This is a genomic window from Pseudomonas sp. YL2 (genome assembly GCF_023063025.1).
GTDB lineage: Bacteria > Pseudomonadota > Gammaproteobacteria > Pseudomonadales > Pseudomonadaceae > Aquipseudomonas > Aquipseudomonas putida_A.
The window spans coordinates 130,986-151,895 of record NZ_JAJSLU010000006.1; the positions used below are offsets into that span (position 1 = coordinate 130,986).

At 55.7% G+C, this 20,910-nt stretch carries 17 protein-coding genes; 9 read left to right on the forward strand and 8 right to left on the reverse strand.

What is annotated here, in order from left to right; translation table 11 throughout:
* Window positions 1-322: 322 nt before the first annotated feature.
* From LVD08_RS11600 to LVD08_RS11615, 4 genes are all read left to right on the forward strand, one after another.
* The gene (locus LVD08_RS11600) at window positions 323-1,765 is read left to right on the forward strand and encodes a mannose-1-phosphate guanylyltransferase/mannose-6-phosphate isomerase (RefSeq protein ID WP_247268182.1); all 1,443 of its coding nucleotides are present in this window, start codon (window positions 323-325) and stop codon (window positions 1,763-1,765) included.
* Between the two features lie 145 nt (window positions 1,766-1,910).
* Entirely contained in the window at window positions 1,911-3,275 is a 1,365-nt protein-coding gene (locus LVD08_RS11605) for a phosphomannomutase (protein WP_247268183.1), read from the forward strand.
* A gap of 102 nt (window positions 3,276-3,377) precedes the next feature.
* Window positions 3,378-4,601, forward strand: a complete 1,224-nt coding sequence (locus LVD08_RS11610) for a hypothetical protein (RefSeq protein WP_247268184.1) — start codon at window positions 3,378-3,380, stop codon at window positions 4,599-4,601.
* A complete protein-coding gene (locus tag LVD08_RS11615) occupies window positions 4,598-5,983 on the forward strand; it encodes a glycosyltransferase family 4 protein (RefSeq protein WP_247268185.1) in 1,386 nt (461 codons plus the stop codon). Before LVD08_RS11610 ends, LVD08_RS11615 begins: the two co-directional genes overlap by 4 nt.
* A 58-nt stretch (window positions 5,984-6,041) precedes the next feature.
* On the opposite strand, the gene LVD08_RS11620 is transcribed toward LVD08_RS11615, so the two are convergent.
* The 8 genes from LVD08_RS11620 to LVD08_RS11655 are packed head-to-tail and all read right to left on the reverse strand — an operon-like array spanning window position 6,042 to window position 14,134.
* Complete coding sequence (locus LVD08_RS11620) at window positions 6,042-7,340, reverse strand: glycosyltransferase (RefSeq protein WP_247268186.1); 1,299 nt, start codon at window positions 7,338-7,340, stop codon at window positions 6,042-6,044.
* Window positions 7,337-8,374 carry a glycosyltransferase family 4 protein gene (locus LVD08_RS11625; RefSeq protein WP_247268187.1) on the reverse strand — a complete coding sequence of 346 codons (1,038 nt, stop codon included), beginning with the start codon at window positions 8,372-8,374 and terminating at the stop codon, window positions 7,337-7,339. The genes LVD08_RS11620 and LVD08_RS11625 overlap by 4 nt, the downstream gene beginning before the upstream one ends.
* The gene (locus LVD08_RS11630; protein ID WP_247268188.1) at window positions 8,371-9,408 is read right to left on the reverse strand and encodes a glycosyltransferase family 4 protein; all 1,038 of its coding nucleotides are present in this window, start codon (window positions 9,406-9,408) and stop codon (window positions 8,371-8,373) included. Before LVD08_RS11630 ends, LVD08_RS11625 begins: the two co-directional genes overlap by 4 nt.
* A complete protein-coding gene (locus LVD08_RS11635; RefSeq protein WP_247268189.1) occupies window positions 9,408-10,511 on the reverse strand; it encodes a DegT/DnrJ/EryC1/StrS family aminotransferase in 1,104 nt (367 codons plus the stop codon). Before LVD08_RS11635 ends, LVD08_RS11630 begins: the two co-directional genes overlap by 1 nt.
* 10 nt (window positions 10,512-10,521) lie before the next feature.
* Window positions 10,522-11,151: an acetyltransferase gene (locus tag LVD08_RS11640; protein WP_247268190.1), complete on the reverse strand. Its 630-nt coding sequence runs from the start codon at window positions 11,149-11,151 to the stop codon at window positions 10,522-10,524.
* Window positions 11,148-12,548, reverse strand: coding sequence for an FkbM family methyltransferase (locus LVD08_RS11645; protein WP_247268191.1), 1,401 nt, complete (start codon window positions 12,546-12,548; stop codon window positions 11,148-11,150). Before LVD08_RS11645 ends, LVD08_RS11640 begins: the two co-directional genes overlap by 4 nt.
* Window positions 12,549-12,553: 5 nt before the next feature.
* Entirely contained in the window at window positions 12,554-13,297 is a 744-nt protein-coding gene (locus tag LVD08_RS11650; RefSeq protein WP_085730537.1) for an ABC transporter ATP-binding protein, read from the reverse strand.
* A gap of 12 nt (window positions 13,298-13,309) precedes the next feature.
* The gene (locus LVD08_RS11655; RefSeq protein ID WP_247268192.1) at window positions 13,310-14,134 is read right to left on the reverse strand and encodes an ABC transporter permease; all 825 of its coding nucleotides are present in this window, start codon (window positions 14,132-14,134) and stop codon (window positions 13,310-13,312) included.
* Between the two features lie 364 nt (window positions 14,135-14,498).
* On the opposite strand from LVD08_RS11655, the gene gmd reads away from it, so the two are divergent.
* The 5 genes from gmd to LVD08_RS11680 all read left to right on the forward strand — a co-directional run bounded on the left by gmd (window position 14,499) and on the right by LVD08_RS11680 (window position 20,854).
* On the forward strand, window positions 14,499-15,530 hold the full coding sequence (gene gmd, locus LVD08_RS11660) for a GDP-mannose 4,6-dehydratase (RefSeq protein WP_247268193.1): 1,032 nt from the start codon (window positions 14,499-14,501) through the stop codon (window positions 15,528-15,530).
* Entirely contained in the window at window positions 15,530-16,426 is an 897-nt protein-coding gene (locus LVD08_RS11665) for a GDP-mannose 4,6-dehydratase (RefSeq protein ID WP_247268194.1), read from the forward strand. The genes gmd and LVD08_RS11665 overlap by 1 nt, the downstream gene beginning before the upstream one ends.
* On the forward strand, window positions 16,427-17,572 hold the full coding sequence (locus LVD08_RS11670) for a glycosyltransferase family 4 protein (protein WP_247268195.1): 1,146 nt from the start codon (window positions 16,427-16,429) through the stop codon (window positions 17,570-17,572).
* A complete protein-coding gene (locus LVD08_RS11675) occupies window positions 17,569-18,687 on the forward strand; it encodes a glycosyltransferase family 4 protein (protein ID WP_274621168.1) in 1,119 nt (372 codons plus the stop codon). The genes LVD08_RS11670 and LVD08_RS11675 overlap by 4 nt, the downstream gene beginning before the upstream one ends.
* Before the next feature lie 136 nt (window positions 18,688-18,823).
* Window positions 18,824-20,854 carry an acyltransferase family protein gene (locus tag LVD08_RS11680; RefSeq protein WP_247268196.1) on the forward strand — a complete coding sequence of 677 codons (2,031 nt, stop codon included), beginning with the start codon at window positions 18,824-18,826 and terminating at the stop codon, window positions 20,852-20,854.
* Window positions 20,855-20,910 lie beyond the last annotated feature (56 nt).

Genomic DNA, 20,910 nt, shown 5'->3' on the forward strand with positions numbered 1-20,910 from the left:
TGTGTTCTTTCCGTCGGTCCACAGGTTGGCAGGTTAATTACCGAGTTATTAATTCATGGCTGTCGCGCTAGAATGGCAGCCAGAACCTGACGGTGTATTTGAAGTTTCGCTGGTCGAATCAGTCTGTCTGCCCCCTTATGTACTTTTGAAAGGGGGGGGGGGGGCGGTACCTTCGGGTGGAAAGTGTCAGTGTATCTGCTGCTTGCATGCGAACGGCAGGGGTAAAAATTTGCGCTGATCTCAGTGCAGGAACGACTAGTAACATAACTGAGCCCGCTTTCCTGATAACAATCGGCAGGAAGGGGGATTAAGGATTTAGAGCATGGAACTGATTCCCGTAATTTTGTCTGGTGGAGTTGGCAGCCGCCTGTGGCCTGTTTCTCGCGAGGCTCATCCCAAACCTTTCATGGATCTGCCGGATGGTCAGAATCTGATCCAGAAGACGTTCTTGCGTGCTTCGCGCCTTGAAGGTGTCGTTGAGGTCCTCACGGTCACCAATCGTGAACTGCTGTTCAAGACTGAAGACGAGTACGGTGTAGTCAATACGGCCAAGCACGCTCAGGGTTTCATCCTCGAGCCCTTCGGGCGCAATACTGCAGCGGCCGTAGCTGCGGCGGCGCTGCAACTTGAGGCGACCCATGGTCCTGACGCGCACATGCTGGTACTGGCAGCCGATCACCTGATCAAGGACGAAAAAGCTTTTGCGGCGGCGGTCGGCAAGGCCGTTGCGCTGGCCAGCACGGGCTGGCTGGTCACGTTCGGTATCCAGCCGACCTATCCGGAAACCGGATTTGGCTACATCGAGGCGCAGAAGGATGCTCCACTCGAGGGCGGCTTGAAGGTCGCGCGTTTTGTCGAGAAGCCCAACCTGGAGACAGCCCAGGGGTACGTGAGTGCCGGCAATTATTTCTGGAATTCCGGCATGTTCTGCTTCCGGGTGGGCACGGTACTGGAAGAACTTCGCCAGCACGCGCCTGATGTCGTCGATGCCGTTGCTAAAACAATCGAAGCCTCGCGCCTGACTTCTTCGAGCAAATATCGCTGCCTGGCGCTGGATGCTGAGCGTTTTGCCGAGGTTCCGGATATCTCCATCGACTACGCCCTGATGGAGCGCTCGACGAAAGTCGCTACCATTCCTTGCGATATTGGCTGGAGCGACATCGGTTCCTGGAATGCCGTGAGCGAGCTGACCCCGGCTGACGAAAACGGCAACCGTTTCGAAGGTGAGGTTCTGTCCCATGGCTCACGCAACAACTATGTGAACAGTGAAGGGCGCCTGACAGCCCTGGTCGGTGTGGAAGATCTGCTGGTCATCGATACGCCCGACGCGGTGATGATCGCCCACAAGGATCATGCTCAAGACGTCAAGCATATCGTCAACCAGCTCAAGGCCTGCAGCCATACCGTGCATTTGCTGCATCGCACGGTGCATCGTCCATGGGGCACGTACACTACCCTGGAAAACGGCGAGCGCTTCAAGATCAAACGCATTGTCGTCAAGCCGAAAGCCTCTCTGTCCCTGCAGATGCATCACCATCGCAGCGAACACTGGATTGTCGTCAGCGGCATGGCAAAGGTGGTCAATGATCAGCAGGAGTTGATGCTCGACACCAACGAGTCGACGTTCATCCGTGCGGGCCACCGGCACCGCCTGGAGAACCCGGGCATGATCGACTTGGTGCTTATCGAAGTGCAGAGCGGCGAGTATCTGGGTGAGGACGATATCGTTCGTTTTGAAGACATCTACGGCCGCGTTGACAAGTAACAGCGTGCTGGCAGTCATAAGCCTGACGGGTGATTGTTCAACCGGTCAGGCTTATTTGCATGTGTCCACCCTCGACTTTAATTCCTATCGATGACGCACGACCCGTTCGAAATGTGTCGTCCCCGTTTCCCGGCAAGAGACCAGAATGCATACCCCTATCAAAACCCGCTGCTTCAAGGCTTATGACATCCGTGGCCAGGTGCCCTCCGACCTCAACGAAGATGTGGCTTATCGGATTGGCCGCGCCATGGTCACCGAGCTGCAAGGCAAGAGCATCGTGCTGGGGCGGGATATGCGGCTGGAAAGCCCGATGCTGGCCGAAGCAATGACCCGCGGTCTGCGCGAGGCCGGGGCGCAGGTCATTGATATCGGCTTGTGTGGCACCGAAGAAGTCTACTTCGCCACCAGCGCATTCGGTGCCGATGGCGGTGTGATGATCACTGCAAGTCACAACCCCAAAGGGTACAACGGCATGAAGCTGGTCAAGTCGCAGTCGCGACCGATCAGTGGCGATACAGGGCTCAATGCGATTCGAGAGCGCGTGGAAAGTGGCGATCTCGGTCCCCTGGCAGACGAGCCTGGTGGTGTTCGTCACGAGCTGGACAAGGGGCGCTACATCGCCCATCTGTTGACGTATATCGACGTTGCGGATCTGAAACCGCTGAAGGTACTCGCCGACCCAGGCAACGGCGCCGCCGGTCCGGTACTGCAGGAACTGATCGACAAGCTGCCCTTCGAGTGGGTGCTGATCAATGCCGAACCGGACGGTAACTTTCCCAATGGCGTGCCCAATCCACTGCTGCCGGAAAATCGCGAACTGACGCGCCAGGCGCTGTTGGACAAGGGCTGTGACGTGGGACTGGCCTGGGACGGCGACTTTGACCGCTGCTTCTTTTTCGACGAAACCGGTCGCTTCATCGAGGGCTACTATCTGGTTGGCCTGCTGGCGGAAATGCTGCTCAAACAGCACCCGGGCAGCAAGATCATTCACGACCCGCGCCTGACCTGGAACACCATCGATCAGGTTGAGCAGGCAGGCGGCGTACCGGTCCTGTGCAAAACCGGGCATGCCTTCATCAAGGAGCGCATGCGCCTTGAGGATGCGATCTACGGCGGCGAAATGAGCGCCCACCACTATTTCCGCGACTTCGCCTACTGCGACAGCGGGATGATTCCGTGGTTGTTGGTGACAGCGCTGATGTCCACCACCGGAAAGACCCTTGCGCAACTGGTTGACGAGCGTATTGCGGCATATCCGTGCACCGGCGAAATCAACTATCGGGTCGACGATGTGCCGGCGATGTTGCAGAAGGTTCTTGAGCACTATTTGCCCCAGAGTCCGGTCCTCGACAGAACGGATGGCATCAGCGTTTCCTTTGACAACTGGCGTTTTAACCTGCGTGGTTCCAACACAGAGCCACTGTTGCGGCTGAACGTCGAGTCCAGGGGCGATCAAGCGTTGATGTGGGCTCGACTGAAAGAGCTTGAAACGCTGATCAAGGGTGCATGAGACCTTTGGTCTCTTTGGTATTCAACAGCGCCCGTGCTTCGGTGAGCGAAACATCGCGGTGCGGTCGCGGGTTGTGAAATATCAATTTTATAGGTTCATATTTTGAAAACGGTTTTATTGCTAAGCACCTATCCGATCATCAGCCCCCGCCACGGCGGCCAGGTCCGGGTTGCCAACATCGCGAAAACCTTCGAGGAAAATGGCTGGAGCGTTACTCATCTGGCCGTTTATGAGCCTGAGGGTTACCCGCCGTCGACATTGGGTTCCAATGATGTCAGCTTTCCCGCTGGCAGCAGCTTTCGCAAATACAAGGGCACCTATGTGCCGTTGATCAACGATTTGCTGTCGGGGGAGTTCGCCGCCTCGGAGCAGGGCGGGTTTGCCGAAATCCTCAAAAAGCTGCCTGCAGTGATTGACGTCATTCATGTCGAGCAGCCATGGCTATGGCCGCTGGTCCTGAAGATCAAACAGCTGCCGCAATACAGTAATGCTTGCCTGATTTACGGGTCCCAGAACATCGAGGCCCCGCTGAAGCTGGAAATTCTCGACAGTTACGGGATCAAGGGTGCCGAGCCGGTCATTGCCGATATTGAAGCCCTTGAGCGCAAGGCTGCGCTGGAGGCTGATATTGCCGTAGCGGTAACGCAAGCGGATTACGACATCCTCAAGGCTTGGGGGGCGAAAATGCCGCTGTTGGCTCCTAACGGCATTGCGCCCTGGACGGCCAAGATCGAAGTGCTCGAGAGCTGGAAGGCGCGCCTGCCAGCATCACCGTGGATTCTCTATGTCGCCAGTGCTCATCCACCTAATTTCAAGGGCTTCAATGAGTGTCTGGGGAGTTCTCTGGCGTGCATTCCGCCTGACAGCAAGCTGGTGGTGGTCGGCAGTGTTTGCGAGCACCTGGAGTCGACGCTTCGGGACAGTCGCTGGGGGCAATTGAACCTGTCGCGCCTGAAACTTTTGTACATGCTGCCTGACGATGACCTGGATGCGGTGAAAACCCTCGCTCATGCGTTTCTGTTACCGATTCCCCATGGCGGCGGCTCGAACATCAAGACGGCGGAAGCCATTTATTCGGGCAAATACGTGGTCGGAACGGAGTCTGCGTTTCGCGGCTTCGAACAGCATCTGGATCTGCCGGAAATCAGTGTTGCCCGTACGCCGAACGAGTTTCACGCGGCGATCCGCAAGCGCCTGACCGGGCCGGCAACGATCGATGGCAACGGTCCGGATAGAGAGTCCCGGGAATCATTGACCTGGGCCCGGAGCCTGGAATCGATTCCGCATGCAGCAATACAAGTCATTGAAAAGAAGGCGCAAGCATGACTACCTGGTTTGACGTAACGACCATCCTTGGCTGGCGGCGGCCGGCGGTAGGCATTATTCGTACCGAGGCGGAAGCGGCCGCTCATGCGCTCGAGTTGATTGCTGCCGGGGAGAGCGTGAAGTTTTGCTTCTACAACCGTGCCACGGGCTACAGCGCCGTCGACACCGCTGAGGTGGCCGCGACGCTCAAGCGAATCTCCGGTGCGCACGCTGCTGGGCCGGGCAAGGTTGCTGCGAGTAGCGCGAACAAGAGTTCGATCGAGGCCCGACTGAAAGAGAAAGCGATAAAGGTGCTCAACCGCTTGCCGCCAAAAGTCAGTGGGCGCATTTATCAGTTCTTCCAGTTGCGCCGTGTGTCAATGGTCGAGGCCGTGATTGCTCTTCGGCACATGCGGTCGGCTATCAAGGGGTTCCTGAAGCCAGCCAACCGGACTCATGTCTTTACGCCGTCGTCCGTCAAGGCAGCGACGGCCGGTCATCCGTTCTCGAAGGGTGATAGCTACATTTCCGTGGGTCTGGACTGGGACAACAAGGATCTTCCGCATCTTTATGAGCTCAAGAAGAAGGTCGGTCTGCGCGTCATTCTCTTCTGCTACGACGTGATCCCGGTAAGGCTTCCCCATTTGTGCGTGGGTGATGTGGCGGCCAGGTTCGCCAACTATTTCACGGACGTCGCCTGGTGTGCGGACAAGATCCTTTGTATCTCGGAATGCACGCGCAAGGACCTGATCGCACTGCTCGAAGAGTTGGGTGCACCGGTCCCGCAAACGGCGGTGGTCAAGCTGGGATGCCAGCTCTCGCATGAACTGAGCGATGACATCAGTGCTGATGTGAAAGCGTTGTTGAATGAGCGTTTTGTACTGTTCGTTTCAACGATCGAGCGCCGCAAGAATCACGAGGTTCTTTACCGCGCCTATACACGTCTGATTGATAGTGGCGTTCAGGATCTGCCGAAACTGGTGTTTGTTGGAATGTCGGGCTGGGGTGTTGGTGACTTGCTGGCGGATATCCAGCTTGATCCGAGAACCAGGGACTACATTCGCATCCTGAACAATGTCTCCGATTCGGACCTCATGCACCTCTATCGTCATTGCATGATGACGGCATTTCCGTCGCTGTATGAAGGTTGGGGATTACCGGTTGCAGAGAGTCTGGCTGCCGGCAAGTACTGCCTCGCTTCCAGTGCCGCGTCGATACCGGAAGTGGGTGGTGAGCTGCTGGATTACCTGGAGCCGTGGGATGTCTCGGCGTGGGTGGCGGAGCTGCAGAAGTATGCGTTCGATCCGGCAGCGCTGGCTGCCAGGGAAGAGGCGATCAAGCGTGACTACAAGCCGGTGGCCTGGAAGGACACGGCGCAGTTCATCTTCGACAGTTTGAAATAAGGGCGGGCACAGCGGTGGCAGTGCGGTGGAACAGCAGGGCTGATCCACCGCAATTGATTCACACGATAGTGTTGGTGTTGAACACGCTCAATGGTTGCAGCATGTCCGGGGTGCTCAACAGTTCCGGGTTGCCCGACCATTTTTCGATGATGGACGAAAAGTGCTCGACTGCCGAGAGGAGGACATTCGCCCGGAGCGCCGCAGGAACGGCTTGTTCCAGCTTCCGTGCATAGTTTTGCGCAGTGAAGGTGGCCTGCGCCCATACCTGCGCCTGCTTTCCGAGCACGTTGGCCGAGGTCTGGTCGCTATGAAGAGACAGAAATATTTTCTTCAAGTCTTCGACTTCGTTCTCGACCGATATCTTCAGCACCAATTCATCAGGGAGCTCGCTGTAGAAGCCGGTGTCCGTAACGATGGTTGCTTTGCCGTAGAGCATGGCTTCGATGGCCGAGGCTGAAGCGGCTTCCAGGCTAGGCCAGCGCAGGCAACTGATGACGTCCGCTTCCCGAATGGCCATGGACAGCGTTGCATCGTTGACTTCATTGGAAATGATCAACTCCACGCCGTTGTCAATTGCCAGTTCAGACAACCTTTTTTCAGTCTCTGGAAGAATCGCACCAACCAGACGGTAACGAACATTCGCTCGCAGGGAAGGGCTGCTGGCGATTGCCAGGATGCAGCTTTCAACGCGCTTGTTTGGGTTAACGTGACCGATGGTCAGGATATTCAGTTTGCTGTTGGTGGCTGGTAGCTCCGAGTCGTTGGCTCCTGGCGCATCGTAGGCCAGTGGCGTAACGAAAACCGGCCCCGGGCAAGCCGCCAGTACACGATCGCAGCCCCAGTTGCTGTGCGTGATCACACAGGTCGCCATCGAGCTGATCCATTCTGTGAGCGGAGCTTCATTTCGCGTTTTGCTGATGAACACCGAGCCGTCATGAATCTGGAAGTATTCCTCGGCAATCGTTGTTCCATACCACTGAGTCAATACTCGATTGGCTTCTTCGCGCCTGCCTTGCGACCAGCCGAAAAACAGGTGTCCGAGGAAGAAGTCATGCAGGCAAACGATACCTGGAGCTTTTGCAAGCCAGGCAATTGCACCTTCATGAAATTCGTAGCTGTTGCCAATCTGATAGACGCAGCAGTCGGCGCTCTCGATTTCTCGAGTGATTTGCGAGTCGTCCTCCCAGGGCAGTACTGTGCAGCCGAAATCGTGAAGTTCTGTGGCCGAGACGTGCTGGCTTTCGGTACGAACCACGACAACTTCATGTTGGCTGGACAGGAGTTGGCGCACGACGAGTCTGGTCATTCGGCCGATGGCCGAGGTTTTGACCGCGGGTGTGAACATGACTAGTTTCATTTCAGGAGCGCCTCGACAGTTTCTGGCCAATTAATGCCCAGGCCGTTCCACAATGCCTGAGCGCCTTCTCCGTACTGTCGGGTTCGAGCCTTGCTTTCGTAGGCAGCGCTCATCGCCTCAGCCAGACTTTCGGCAGTCGGTTCCGCTCTCCAGCCGGTTTCGCCAGGCTGCACCAAGCCGAGGATCCCGCCACTGTCGGTAGTCGTTATCAGCGCTTTGCGAGCCGTTGCCGCTTCCATGCTCACGTAGCCGAGTGAGTCTTCATCAAACGGGATATAAGCGACGGCAAGTGCACGATTGACATAGTCCACATAGGTAGCCCGGGGCAGGAAGCGCAGATCGAGTTTTACACGATCCTGCAGACCGAACTGTTCAATGATTGCGTGCAGCTGTTGTGTATCGGCAGGAGACTCGGGTGGTCCGGCGATGATCATCTTGACTCGTCGATCCGCCTTTGCCAGTGCCTGTAAAAGCAGGAATTGGCGTTTCATGCTGTTTACCCGGCCGCCGGCAAAGATGTAGTCATCAGACTCGCCACCGGTGAACACTTCCGGATCGTTGACCGGAGGAAGTAGTACCTTGGAGTCAAAACCGTTGTATTTGAGAAGTCGCTGTCGGGTGACTTCGGAATTGGTGTAGATGTGTCGGCTCTCAGCGAAGCTTTCATTATCCGCATGCGCAATCGCCTTGCGAATATCCGCGCCATGCTGGCCCGGTGGAAGATTGGTCTGACCGGCATCATACAAGTCATAGGCTTGCCGGTATTGGTGAAGCAGCCACAGCGATTTGCGGTGATGCCGAACCAGATACGCGGGAAACTTCAAGGCAATGACGTGATCGGTATTGGCGATTTCCAGGGTGCGTGCCAACAGCATTTGCGAGGGAATGCGTGTTGAAGGTTCCCATTGAAACGGGATCCGCAGAATTTCCGCATCATGGCCGGCGATGACCAGATTCTTCTGCAGGTTGACAGCCAGCTCTTCAGCGCCACCCCAAATGAAGGGCGCCATGTTGTTTACGATTAATACTTTCATGCCAAAAGACGCTCCAGCACCTGCGACCATGAAATCTTCAAGTCGACCAATCGCTGTCTGGCGTTCTTGCCCATTGCTTCTGTCACGTTTTTATCCCGGTACAGTTTGTCCATGGCGCGAGCCAGTGATTCGGGAGTCGGTTCGGCGATGTAGCCGTTGTAACCGTCCTGAATCAATTCAAGCACGCCACCGGAATCGGAAGTGGTCAGGACAGCTTTCTGTGCGTGGCTGGCCTCCAGGCTCGGATATCCGTAGGAATCTTCGTCGATCGGCAAGTAAGCGGCGGCCAGGCATTGCGACAAATGCTCCACTTTTTCCTCTTCCGTGATCCAGCGGTCTTCGACAATCACCCGATCGGCTACATTGCATAATTGGGCCTTTTGTTGAAGCGCAATGCCATAGTCCGGGCTCGCGCCAGTTCCCATAATCCGCAAACGAACCGGCGCCTTGGTGTAGCTGAGTGCTTCGATGAGCAAATGCTGGCGCTTGTAGTGTTCCAGGCGGCAGATACATACGATCTCGTCGTTGTATCCGGCACTGAAAAAACGCTCCGGTTCGAATACGGGCGGGTACAGCACTTCACTCTCTACGCCGTTGAAGGTCTTGAGTCGCTCGGAGACAACCTTCGAGTTGGTGAAAACTGTCTTTGCTTCACCCATTGCCCGGGTGTCCACGTCAATCAGGGATTCACGGATGGCGCGGTTATGCGCGGTGTCCGGGAAGTCACGATAAGGCGAGTCCCACAGGTCGTAGAAGGTACGGATGTGGTGAATGAACCAGAGAATCTTGTGTGGATGCGGTATCAGATGGGCCTGCGGCCGGAAGCAAATGATCCGGTCTGCGGCCTTAAGATCGACCCAGCGCAGCGCCATCATCTGCTGAAACAGGATATCCGGAGGCGAGTCGAGTTCTGGCAGGTACACGACTTCCACCTGGTGTCCGGCTTCGGTCAGCGTCGAGGCCAGCCAGTCGACGATGTTTCTTCCACCGCCCCTGATGAAGGGCATGAACGAGGAGCAAAGGGCGATTTTCATCAGGCCGCGAGGACCTCGCGCAAGCTCGCCGCGATTCTGATGATGTCTTCCCGGGTCAGATCCTGATGCGTTGGCAGGTTGATGCCGCGGCCGGACCATAGGTCTGCTACCGGGTAGCGGTTGTCTTCCTTGTAAGGCGGCAGAACATGCATCGGGTAGAAAACCGGACGGGTTTCGATGCCCATTGCATCCAGTTTCTGCATGACGGCGTCACGTTTGTGCTCATCACCGTCCGCCAGGAAGATGTTGTACATCCAGAAGACCTGCTTGGCCCACGACGCCTCGGTCGGCAGGACGATCTTGTCCTTTAGGTCTGCCAGCGCTTCGTTGTACCAGCCGGCCAGGCGCTCGCGATCGGCAAGTGCGGTATCGATGTTTTCCATCTGGGCCAGGCCAATGGCCGCCTGGATGTTGGTCATGCGATAGTTGTAACCGACTACCGGGAACCAGTAACGACGGTTCGGATCCATGCCTTGACCACGGAACAGGCGCAGTTTGGCGGCGAGTTCGTCGTCATTGGTGGTGATCATGCCACCTTCACCGGTGGTGATGATCTTGTTGCCGAAAAAGCTGAAGGTCGCGCAAGTGCCCAGGCTGCCCACCTTGTTGCCCTCGACTTCGGCGCCGTGTGCCTCGGCGGCGTCCTCGACGACCCACAGATTGTGCCTGCGGGCGATTTCGTTGACGACGTCCATCTGTGCCGGATGACCATAGAGGTGCACCGGGATGATGCCTTTGGTCTTGGCGGTGATCTTGCTTTCGATCGTTTGCGGGTCGATGTTCATGGTATCGGCGCATACATCCACCAGTACTGGAGTCGCGCCGCAATAGCGTACGGCGTTGGCCGTTGCGATGTAGGTCACGGTAGGGATGATCACTTCGTCGCCAGGTTGCAGGTCAAGTACGACCAGAGCCAGGTGCAGCGCCGTGGTGCCGTTGTTGGTGGCGATCGCATGCTTGACGCCACAGAACGCGGCAAAGCTTTCTTCAAAGGCAGTGATGTACTTGCCGTTGGAGGAGATCCAGTTTGTATCCAGGCAATCGAGCACGTAATTGCGTTCGTTTCCAGCGAGTTTTGGTTGTGCAACGGAAATACGTTTCATGTCTCTTCCTTCAAAATTTGTTCAAGGCTTTGGCAGGCACACCCACAACCGTGACTGCTGAATCGATATTCGAAATGACGACGCTTCCGGCACCGACCATGACGGACTCACCGATGTGAATTTCCGGAATGACTTTGCTGCCGACACCGACGAAACTCAAGTTGCCTACGTGCACATTGCCGGCCAGGGCGCACTGGGGCGCAATGTGAGCCGCCAGCCCGATCACGCAATCGTGGTCAATAGTTGCACCGGTGTTGATGATGCAAAGGTCGGATATGACGGCCTCTGCATTGATCACGGCTCCAGCCATCACAGCGATTCCGGTGCCCAGTCTGGCCGAAGGGGAAACCACGGCTGCTGGGCTGATGGCGTTCACCAGTTTGAAACCCGTCTCGGTGGTTTTTTTCGCCAGTTTGTTGCGGACGCTATTTGACCCGATGGCAATGAATGCTCTCTCGTACCCGTCCTTGTACAGCGCCGACAGGTGGTCGTCGCTTTTCAGTACCGGGATGCCCAGACAGGTATCCGGACTGTCCGGGTTGCCGACGCACCACGCAACTTTCTCGCCCTGGGCCTGCAGGAGCTCGATGCAGACTTTTGCATGTCCGCCGGCCCCTACAACAATGATTTCAGACTTCATGCGTCACTCCTTTCAGCGTGAGTCCATTCCGGGCGGTGAAACAGCAGGTTGACCGAGTCGGTACGCGACAGTTGTTCGATCGACCAGTTTTCAAGGTTGCCGGTACCTTCATTGATAACGCTGAACACCAGTCCGGTAGCCGTGAAATGCTTGAGCCAGTTTTCGAGACTTATCGTATTTCTCTTCAGGTGGGAGAGGCCCAGTTCAACGATAAGCAGCATTTGCGGGTTGGCAGCAAGCAGGCGTCGTGCACCTTTCATGACGTCGATTTCGGCGCCTTCCGCGTCGATTTTCAGCAGCTTTACAGTCAGATCTTCCGGCAGAAACTCATCTAGGGTAACGGTTGAGATTTCCACAGATGTTGTCGTGGCAAACGTCGGAGTTTCCAGTTCATAGAGTGAGTGATGGCCGCTGGTAGCGCCAAGATGCAGTTTGTGGCTGCCTGCCGTATCGGAAAGTGCGTAATGGGAGATCTCGCTGATGGATAGAGCACCGTTGAGCCACAGGTTTCTTTCCAGCAGTTTCCGGGTCGGTTCGAATGGCTCGAAAGCAAAAATCCTGCCTTGTCCCGACATGGCGCGAGCGGCGGCTATCGAGTGCATTCCTATATTGGCGCCGACATCGATATAGACATCGCCGGGCTTGATGATGCGTTCGATCAGAATCCGTGTTCCAGGCTCAAGCTCTCCTGCTTCCATCAGATTGGCCAACAGAGCATGATCCCGGGCATCGCAGAGCATGTAGCCGACTGCAGTTTTGACCAGTGTTTCATCCGGTCCGCAGTTGATAGCGATACGGTTGACATCGAGCAATGCATATTGCTCGATTCGATCGAGTTGCGGGCCTACGTTTTGCTCGATTCGATCGAGTTGCAGGCCTACGTTTTGCTCGATTCGATCGAGTTGCGGGCCGACTTTTTCCATCGGGAGCTGGCTGGCGAAAAGCTCTCGCGACAGGGAAGCCTGGACATTCGTCGAGTTGGTCAGTCGCTGAAGCTCCAGCTGGACTTGCCGGTTTTGCTCGCGCTGTTGCTCCTGCAGGCTGGCGAGCGCCTGCTGGAGGGTGGCGAACTCTTGCTGGAGGGTGGCGAACTCTTGCAGCATGTCCTGACGGATCGTGGCATTCAAATAGTTGCGCAGGCGGAAGAGCACCGGGCGTGTGAAAGGCCGGGTGGCGCGAAAAGCGCTCTGGGCAATCCGCCGAAGTGTCTGCTTGACGTGATGACGCAGCATCCGGCTCATGGCAGGTGAGGTTCCATGAGGGATATCGCTGGCACCGCTGGCGACATCGGTCGGCGCACTGATGACGGGATGGGAAGCTGTGCGCGCCAGCAAGCGCTTCGACGCAATCGAAAAGGCCGCTTCGATTTCCACACCATTGCGCTTAATGCTGTTCATTAGCTTCAAGCTCCAAAGTAGGCTGTGGTGACCGTTGTCGGGTCTCCATCCATTTTGATCTTGCCGTGCTCCAGCCACAGCACCCGATTACAGGTGTGCATGACCAGTTCGCGGGAGTGGCTGGCAATCACCAGAATGTTGGTCGACTTCACCAACTCGTTCATGCGGATCTCGGCTTTGTGCTTGAAGCCTTCGTCACCCACCGATAGCCATTCGTCCATCAACAGGATTTCCGGTTTGATCGTGGTCGAGACGGCGAAGGCCAGGCGCAGGTGCATGCCCGAGGAATAGGTGCGGATCGGCATGTCGACAAAGTCACCCAGTTCGGAAAACTCAATGATCTCGTCGAGCTTTTCGGTGATCTGTGCCTTGGTCATGCCCAGAATGCCGCCGCGCAGGTAGATGTTCTCCCGTCCGGTGGCTTCGGGATCCGTTCCCAGGGAAATGTCGATCAGGGAACCGATCTCTCCATCGATTCGAGCGGTGCCCGACGATGGCTCATAGACACTGCTGAGCAGGCGCAGCAGCGTACTCTTGCCAGCGCCGTTATGGCCAAGGAGCCCGACCCGGTCACCGTCACGCAAGGTGAAAGTCAGGTCTTCGAGTGCTCTGACGATGACGCGACCCTGTTGGTCCGCGCCCAATTGTCCACCGGTGGCAACCTGAATCAGGCGTTTCTTCAGGGAACGGCCGTTAGCGTTGTAGATCGGAAAATCCACACAAACATTTTTGAATTCGATCAGCGACATTAGGAGTTCTTCTTAGAGCCAGTAAGCGATGCGGCGCTTGTAACGGCCGTAGACCACGAGCGCAACGGCCCAGCCGACAGCGGCCATGCCCAGGGAAACCCACCAGTTGGTGGCAGTTGGCAACTGACCGATCAGTGGCGAGCGGACGATCGATATGATGTGGTAGACCGGATTCAGGTCAAGCAGGTAAAGCCCGGCCCTTTGAGGCAGCAAGCTCGGCATCCACATGATCGGTGTGAGGTAGAACACTACTTGCAACAAGCTTCCGACAATCTGAGGCAGATCACGATAGCGTGCGCACAGGATGCCCAGCAGCAAGGCGATCCACGTCAGGTTCAGCAGTGCCAGCAGCAGGCCGGGAATGCTGATGAACGCTAGCCAGGTCAGAGGCTTGCTGACGGCAAGCAGTACCAGCGGGAAGATCACGATGTTGTGGCCCAGGATCAGGATATTGCGCCAGATCATGCGAAGAATGTGGGCGAACAAAGGGATCGGCAATTGCTTGATGATGCCTTCTGCGGCGATGAAGCCGGTACACCCCTCGGTGATGACCGAAGACATGAAGCTCCAGAAAATCATGCCGATGGCGAGAAACGGAAGGAACTCGTGCATGGGAGAGTTGAAGATCTGGCCGAACACTACCCCGATGGTTCCGATCATCACGCCCATGCTGATCGTCAGCCAGAATGGACCCAGTGCCGACCTTCTATAGCGCTGCCGGACGTCTTGCCAGCCTAGCATCCCTACCAGAGCGTATCGTTTTGTCGCGGCGACGATATCCGACAGCGCGATACTTACAGAACCATTGCGCATTAATAGCACCAGATTAGTGATCAAAAAAACACGCCATTTTAGGCCGGGGGCGGAGGAGTGTCACTCTTTCTGCATTATTTCTTTATGGTTCCCAGAGCATTGGGGCCGGAAGTGTTGTGGGGCTTCAAGTCCTTGAATTTCAGAAGGGAGACGTTTCAGGGATCACTGCGTTGCAGTTGCTCCGTTTGAACTGCAACAAGCAGGAATTGCAGACAGTCAATGCTCCTGGAATGTATACGGTTACGTGTTGAAAGCAGGTTGGGTATCGTCGTTCGGGGCTGCATTCTGTATGATCTGCAAGAATTTGCGGCTCTCCAGTGGAGCCCAATGGCGCGTTTGACACAACAGAGCCTGCTAAAGGCGCTCAAATGGAGTTTAGAGGATTCGCATGAAAGCTATCGTTACTGGCATTACTGGGCAAGACGGCGCCTACCTGGCGGAACTGCTGCTGGAAAAGGGTTATACGGTTTATGGCACCTACCGTCGGACCAGTTCTGTCAATTTCTGGCGTATCGAAGAACTCGGGATCCAAAATAATCCCAATCTGCACCTGGTCGAGTATGACCTGACCGACCTGTCGGCCAGCATTCGTCTGCTCCAGACCACCGAAGCCACCGAGGTCTACAACCTCGCGGCCCAGAGCTTCGTGGGCGTATCTTTCGATCAGCCTCTGACGACCGGCGACATCACCGGCATGGGTTGTGTGAATCTTCTGGAAGCAATCCGTATCGTCAATCCGAAGGTACGTTTCTACCAGGCTTCGACCTCCGAGATGTTCGGCAAGGTCCAGGCGATTCCTCAGATTGAGAGCACGCCGTTCTACCCACGCAGTCCTTATGGTGTTGCCAAGCTGTATGCGCACTGGATGACCATCAACTACCGCGAGTCCTACGGCATCTTCGCCACCAGCGGTATCCTGTTCAACCACGAATCGCCATTGCGCGGTCGTGAATTCGTGACCCGCAAGATCACCGACTCCGTGGCCAAGATCAAGCTGGGCCTGCTCGACAAGATGGAACTCGGCAACCTGGACGCCAAGCGCGACTGGGGTTTCGCCAAGGAATACGTCGAGGGCATGTGGCGCATGCTGCAGGCCGATGAGCCGGACACTTTCGTACTGGCGACCAACCGCACTGAAACCGTGCGTGATTTCGTCACCATGGCGTTCAAGGCTGCCGGGATCGACCTTTCCTGGAGCGGCGCTGCGGAAGACGAGCAGGGTACCGACAACGCCACCGGCAAAGTGCTGGTCACCATCAATCCGAAGTTCTACCGCCCTACGGAAGTTGAACTGTTGATTGGTAACCCGGCCAAGGCCAAGGCGGCATTGGGTTGGGAACCGAAAACCACGCTGGAAGAGCTGTGCCGCATGATGGTCGAAGCTGACCTGCGCCGAAATGAAAAAGGATTTTCGTTCTGATGAGTATTGCCGGTAAACGCGCGCTGATTACAGGGGTTCAAGGTTTCACTGGTCGATACATGGCTGCCGAGCTTAAGGCTGGTGGCTATGAAGTGATAGGAATGGGAACGCAACCCTCGGACGAGCCTGGCTATTTTCAGGTGGATCTGGCCGATGGTCCTGCTCTGCGCAAGTTGCTGGCAACTATTCAACCTGATGTAGTAGTGCATCTTGCGGCGCTGGCCTTTGTCGGGCACGGTGCCGCAGATGCGTTCTACCGCGTCAATCTCATCGGTACCCGCCATTTGCTGGAGGCTGTTGAAGCCTGCGGCAAGGTGCCGGATTGCGTACTGCTCGCGAGCAGCGCCAATGTCTATGGCAATGCGTCGGCGGGATTGTTGAGTGAAACCACTTCACCAGCGCCTGCCAACGATTATGCGGTCAGCAAGCTCGCCATGGAGTACATGGCCAGTCTTTGGTTCAACCGGTTACCGATCGTGATTACGCGTCCGTTCAACTATACCGGCGTGGGTCAGGCCGACAGTTTCCTGTTGCCCAAGATCGTCACGCACTTTCGTCGGCGTGCCGACAAGATCGAGCTGGGCAATCTGGATGTTTCCCGTGACTTCAGCGATGTACGGGCAGTGGTCAAGGCCTATCGTGGCTTGATCGAGGCCAGACCATTGGGGCAAACCGTAAACGTCAGTTCCGGAAAGAGTCATACCCTTCGTGAAGTGATCGACATGTGTTCCGCATACACCGGCCACCAGTTGGAGGTCGAGGTGAATCCGGCATTTGTCCGAGCCAATGAAGTGAAAATCCTCTGTGGTGATAACACTCGTCTCTGCCAGTTGGTGGCAGGCTGGGATACCCCGGGATTGGATAAGACTCTGAGTTGGATGCTTTCGGCGGAATAAATGAAGCTAGTTCTCTCTGTTGAGCCGATCCGCTTTCCGCTGACCGGTATTGGTCGCTATACCTACGAACTTGCGCTGAGGCTTCAGCAAAGTCCCGAAATTACAGACCTGCAGTTTTTTGCCGGTCGACGTTTCTTGCCCGAATTGCCCACTGCTGCGAACGAATCCGGTAGTGGTTATGGTTTGAAGCGTGCGGTACAGAAGAATTTTCTGGCTGTAGAAGCCTATCGATTGTTGATGCCGATGCTGCGAAAGGCTGCGCTCAAGGGGCACAGCGACTTTCTGTATCACAGTCCCAATTATTATCTCCCTCCCTTTGCCGGGCGCAGTGTCGCCACGTTTCATGACCTTTCGCCCTTTACCTGGGCCCACTGTCATGCGCCACAACTGGTCCGCTACCTGCAGAAAGAGCTCAAGACCACACTGGTAAGAGCCGATGCGCTGATCACCGATTCGGAGTTTACCCGCCAGGAGCTGGCCAGCTATTTTTCATGGCCAATTGAGCGGATACATGCCGTGCCGCTGGCAAGTTCTCCAGAGTTTTACCCACGGTCGCATGACGAGCTCAGGGCTACGCTTGATCGGCATGGGTTGGAGCAAGGTGGTTATACGCTGTTTGTCGGTACGATCGAGCCGCGCAAGAACATCGAGACGCTCCTTGATGCTTATGAGCGACTGCCGCTGGCCTTGCGAGCGCGCTGGCCGCTGATTCTCACCGGCTACCAAGGATGGCGTAGCGATATGATTCATCGCAAGCTCGAGAGCGCGCGACGTGAAGGCTGGGCGCATTATCTCGGGTTTGTGCCGAGCGCAGATCTTCCGCTGCTTTTTGCCGGTGCTCGTCTGTTTGCCTTTCCTTCTCTCTACGAGGGGTTTGGTTTACCGGTGCTTGAGGCCATGAGTTCAGGGGTGCCGGTGGTGTGTTCCAACAGTTCTTCGCTTCCGGAAGTGGCGGGTGAGGCGGCGCTGATGTGCGCGCCGATGGATGTCGATGAACTGACCCGTCTGCTCGAACGAGGGCTGACCGATGATGCCTGGCGCGAGACTGCGGTCATCAAGGGGCATCAGCATGCGCAGGGCTTCTCGTGGGAGCGCTGCGCTGTGGAAACCTTGCAGGTCTACCAGAGGGTAATCAAAGGAACATGATCAAGGTCCTGCACGTTTTCAAAACCTATTACCCGGAAACCATGGGGGGTATCGAACAGGTTATTTTTCAGATTGCCCAAGGTGGTGCCAGCCATGGTTTCTCTTCGCAGGTTCTTTATCTCAGCGAGCGAGGCTCGGCGCGAAACGAAACAGTAGGCAATCACCTGACTCACCGCTCGAAACTTGATCTACATGTGGCCTCGACTGGCTTTTCGTTGTCCGCATTCAAGGATTTCTCCGAGCTGGCCAAAGAAGTGGATGTGGTGCACTACCACTTCCCTTGGCCCTATATGGATTTGCTTCATTTTGCCAGTCGACATGGTAAGCCTTCGGTGGTCAGCTATCACTCGGATATCGTCAAGCAAAAGACGCTGCTCAAACTATATGAGCCGTTGATGAGCCGGTTTCTGTCCAGCGTGGACTGCATCGTTGCCTCTTCACCGAACTACGCGCAAAGCAGCCCGGTACTGACCCGCTTTCGCGACAAAGTCGAAATCATCCCGTATGGGTTGGACGCGGCAACCTATCCAGCAGCAACATCGCAAAAACTTGCGGATTGGCGCGCCAGGGTTGGTGAGAAATTCTTTTTGTTTGTCGGTGCCCTGCGTTATTACAAGGGCCTCAACTATCTGCTTGAGGCGGCGAGGATTACCGGGTTGCCGGTCGTTCTTCTGGGAGGAGGGCACGAGGAGGTCGAGCTAAAGGAACAAGCTTCACGCCTCGGTCTGACCAATGTGCACTTTCTGGGCGGCTTAGGTGATGACGACAAGGCCGCGTTGCTGACGTTATGCCACGGATTTGTATTCCCATCGCATCTACGCTCGGAGTCTTTTGGTATTTCGTTGCTTGAGGCGGCGATGTACGGAAAACCGCTTATTTCCTGTGAAATCGGTTCCGGTACTACGTTTATCAATATTGCGAACGAAACCGGCCTTGTAGTCCCGCCGCGCGATTCCATGGCGCTTGCCGGGGCAATGAATGCACTGTGGAACAATGATGAGTTGGCTCGTGAGATGGGGCAACGTGCTTTGTGTCGTTACAGGGATGTGTTTTCAGCTGATGAGATGGCCAAGGCCTATGCCGACTTGTACCGGAAGGTTTGCAAGGCAGTCTGATGACTGGTGAGTCGTCCCAACTTGCGGCGCGACGCGCTCTTGCTGACCAAAAAACGCCGATACTTCTTTCTGCACTTTCGGGCGGCTTCAGGTCCGCCTTTTGGTAGTAACTCTGCTTTGGTAGATAGCGATGACTATGAGTGCAACTCAAAACCAATCCGTAGGCTCTCCCGTTGCGCGTAATCAAACCAGCCATATCGGATACCGGCCCGATATTGATGGGCTTCGGGCTGTCGCTGTTTTGTCTGTATTGTTTTTCCACGCCTTCCCTGCACTTTTGCGTGGTGGTTTTGTAGGGGTGGACATATTCTTTGTCATCTCCGGTTATCTGATATCCAGGGTAATCAGCACGGCGCTGGAGCAGGGTACGTTCAGCGTTGCTGACTTTTATTCCCGGCGCATCAGGCGCATTTTCCCCGCGCTGTTTACTGTATTGGCCGTATGTTTGGCTTTCGGCTGGAACACGATGCTTGCCGATGACCTGGCGCTGCTGGCAAAGCATGTTCTTGGTGGTGCCACTTTTGTTTCAAACTTCATTTTGTGGGGAGAGGCCGATTATTTTGACAAGGCATCAGAGCTGAAGCCTCTGCTTCATTTGTGGTCACTGGGGATAGAAGAACAGTTCTATGTCATATGGCCGCTCTTGTTTTGGGCTGTTTGGCGTATACGAATTCCGCTGTTGCCAATTGTTGTCGTTATTGGGATCTTATCCTTTTTGCTGAACATCATTGGCGTGCATGAGCACGCAACCGCAACGTTCTATTCGCCGCTTACTCGAGGGTGGGAACTTGTCGTTGGTGCGATGTTGGCGTGCTTCGGATCGGCCCCGGGTTTGAGAGTTGACAGGTACGGCCGGTCGATGAAAAAAATTGCACAGGTATTTGATGGGCAGGTGGCACGAAATGTAATTTCAGTTATAGGTATGCTGTTCATTGTCTATGCAGTTTTTCGCATAAATAGCACATTACCTTTTCCCGGAAAATGGGCGCTTTTTCCAGTTATTGGTGCCGCACTCATTATTGTGGCTGGCCCTGGCGCCTGGTTGAATCGAGTCCTGCTGAGCAACCGGGTTATGACGTTTATCGGGCTGATCAGCTTTCCGCTTTATCTATGGCATTGGCCATTGCTGACGTTTGCCAGGAGTGCCTATCCAGAAGGTGTGCCCTGGCTGGTACGCTTAGGTCTTCTGGCGGGCAGTGCTTTTCTCGCGACTCTTACATACGTTTATATCGAACGTCCATTTCGTTCGGGCTCCAGGAAGCGGTTCAGCGTCCTCGCTCTATGTGCATTGATGTGCGTGGTGGGTGTATTGGCAGGCATCGTTTTCAGATCTGGCGGCTTTCCTTCCCGGTACCCGCAGATTATCCAGCGTGCGACCGAATATGATCTCGACGGCTACCGTGCGGGCCTGCGTAATCTCGTCTGTTTCATGGATGTCGGGCAAGAAGCGACCCAGTACGCTCCTGAATGCGTAGACAAGGGCGACAAGCCTTTGTGGGTGTTGTGGGGAGATTCCGATGCTGCCGCCATATATTCGGGGTTGCGTGGGCTTGCGGACCGCTCCGGGCAATTCCGGCTGGCGCAATTCACATCGTCGTCATGCCCGCCGATAGTCGGATTCCAAGGAAAGAATCCTGCCTGCAAATCAAACAATCAGTGGACCATCGATAAGGTTCGCGAGCTGGTGCCTGATACTGTAATTCTTGCCGGTATGTGGCCACGATATGACAAGGCGCTTTTGTCAGCGACCGTCAAACAAATTCAGGATGCAGGGACTCGCAGAGTGATTCTCCTGGGGCCTACGCCTGCCTGGAAAGACACGCCTTCTCGTATTGCATTCAACTTGTGGAGTCGTGATCCTTTGCATCGTATTCCGCCAGAGCGGTTGGACTACGAGAAGTATGGAATGGGTCAGGAGCAGGAGGTGAATGGTGAGCTAGACACTGGAACCGACGCAGCGGAAAGGGATTTGAGAATACTGGCGGAGGAGTCAGGCGCCCTTTACATTTCGGTGGCTCAGAAAATGTGTAATGAGGAGGGTTGCCTCATGAGAGAGACAGCATCGAGTGGTGACGCTTTTTATCTCGACATCGTTCACTTGACCCGTCACGGCTCGGATTTCGTCGCGCGAGCGATCGCTCGAGAGTTGGGGGTTACAGATCGTTGACCGATCATTGGCGCATTGTTGAAGCCCGCCAAGGACTTTGATCTTTTTTCACCGGC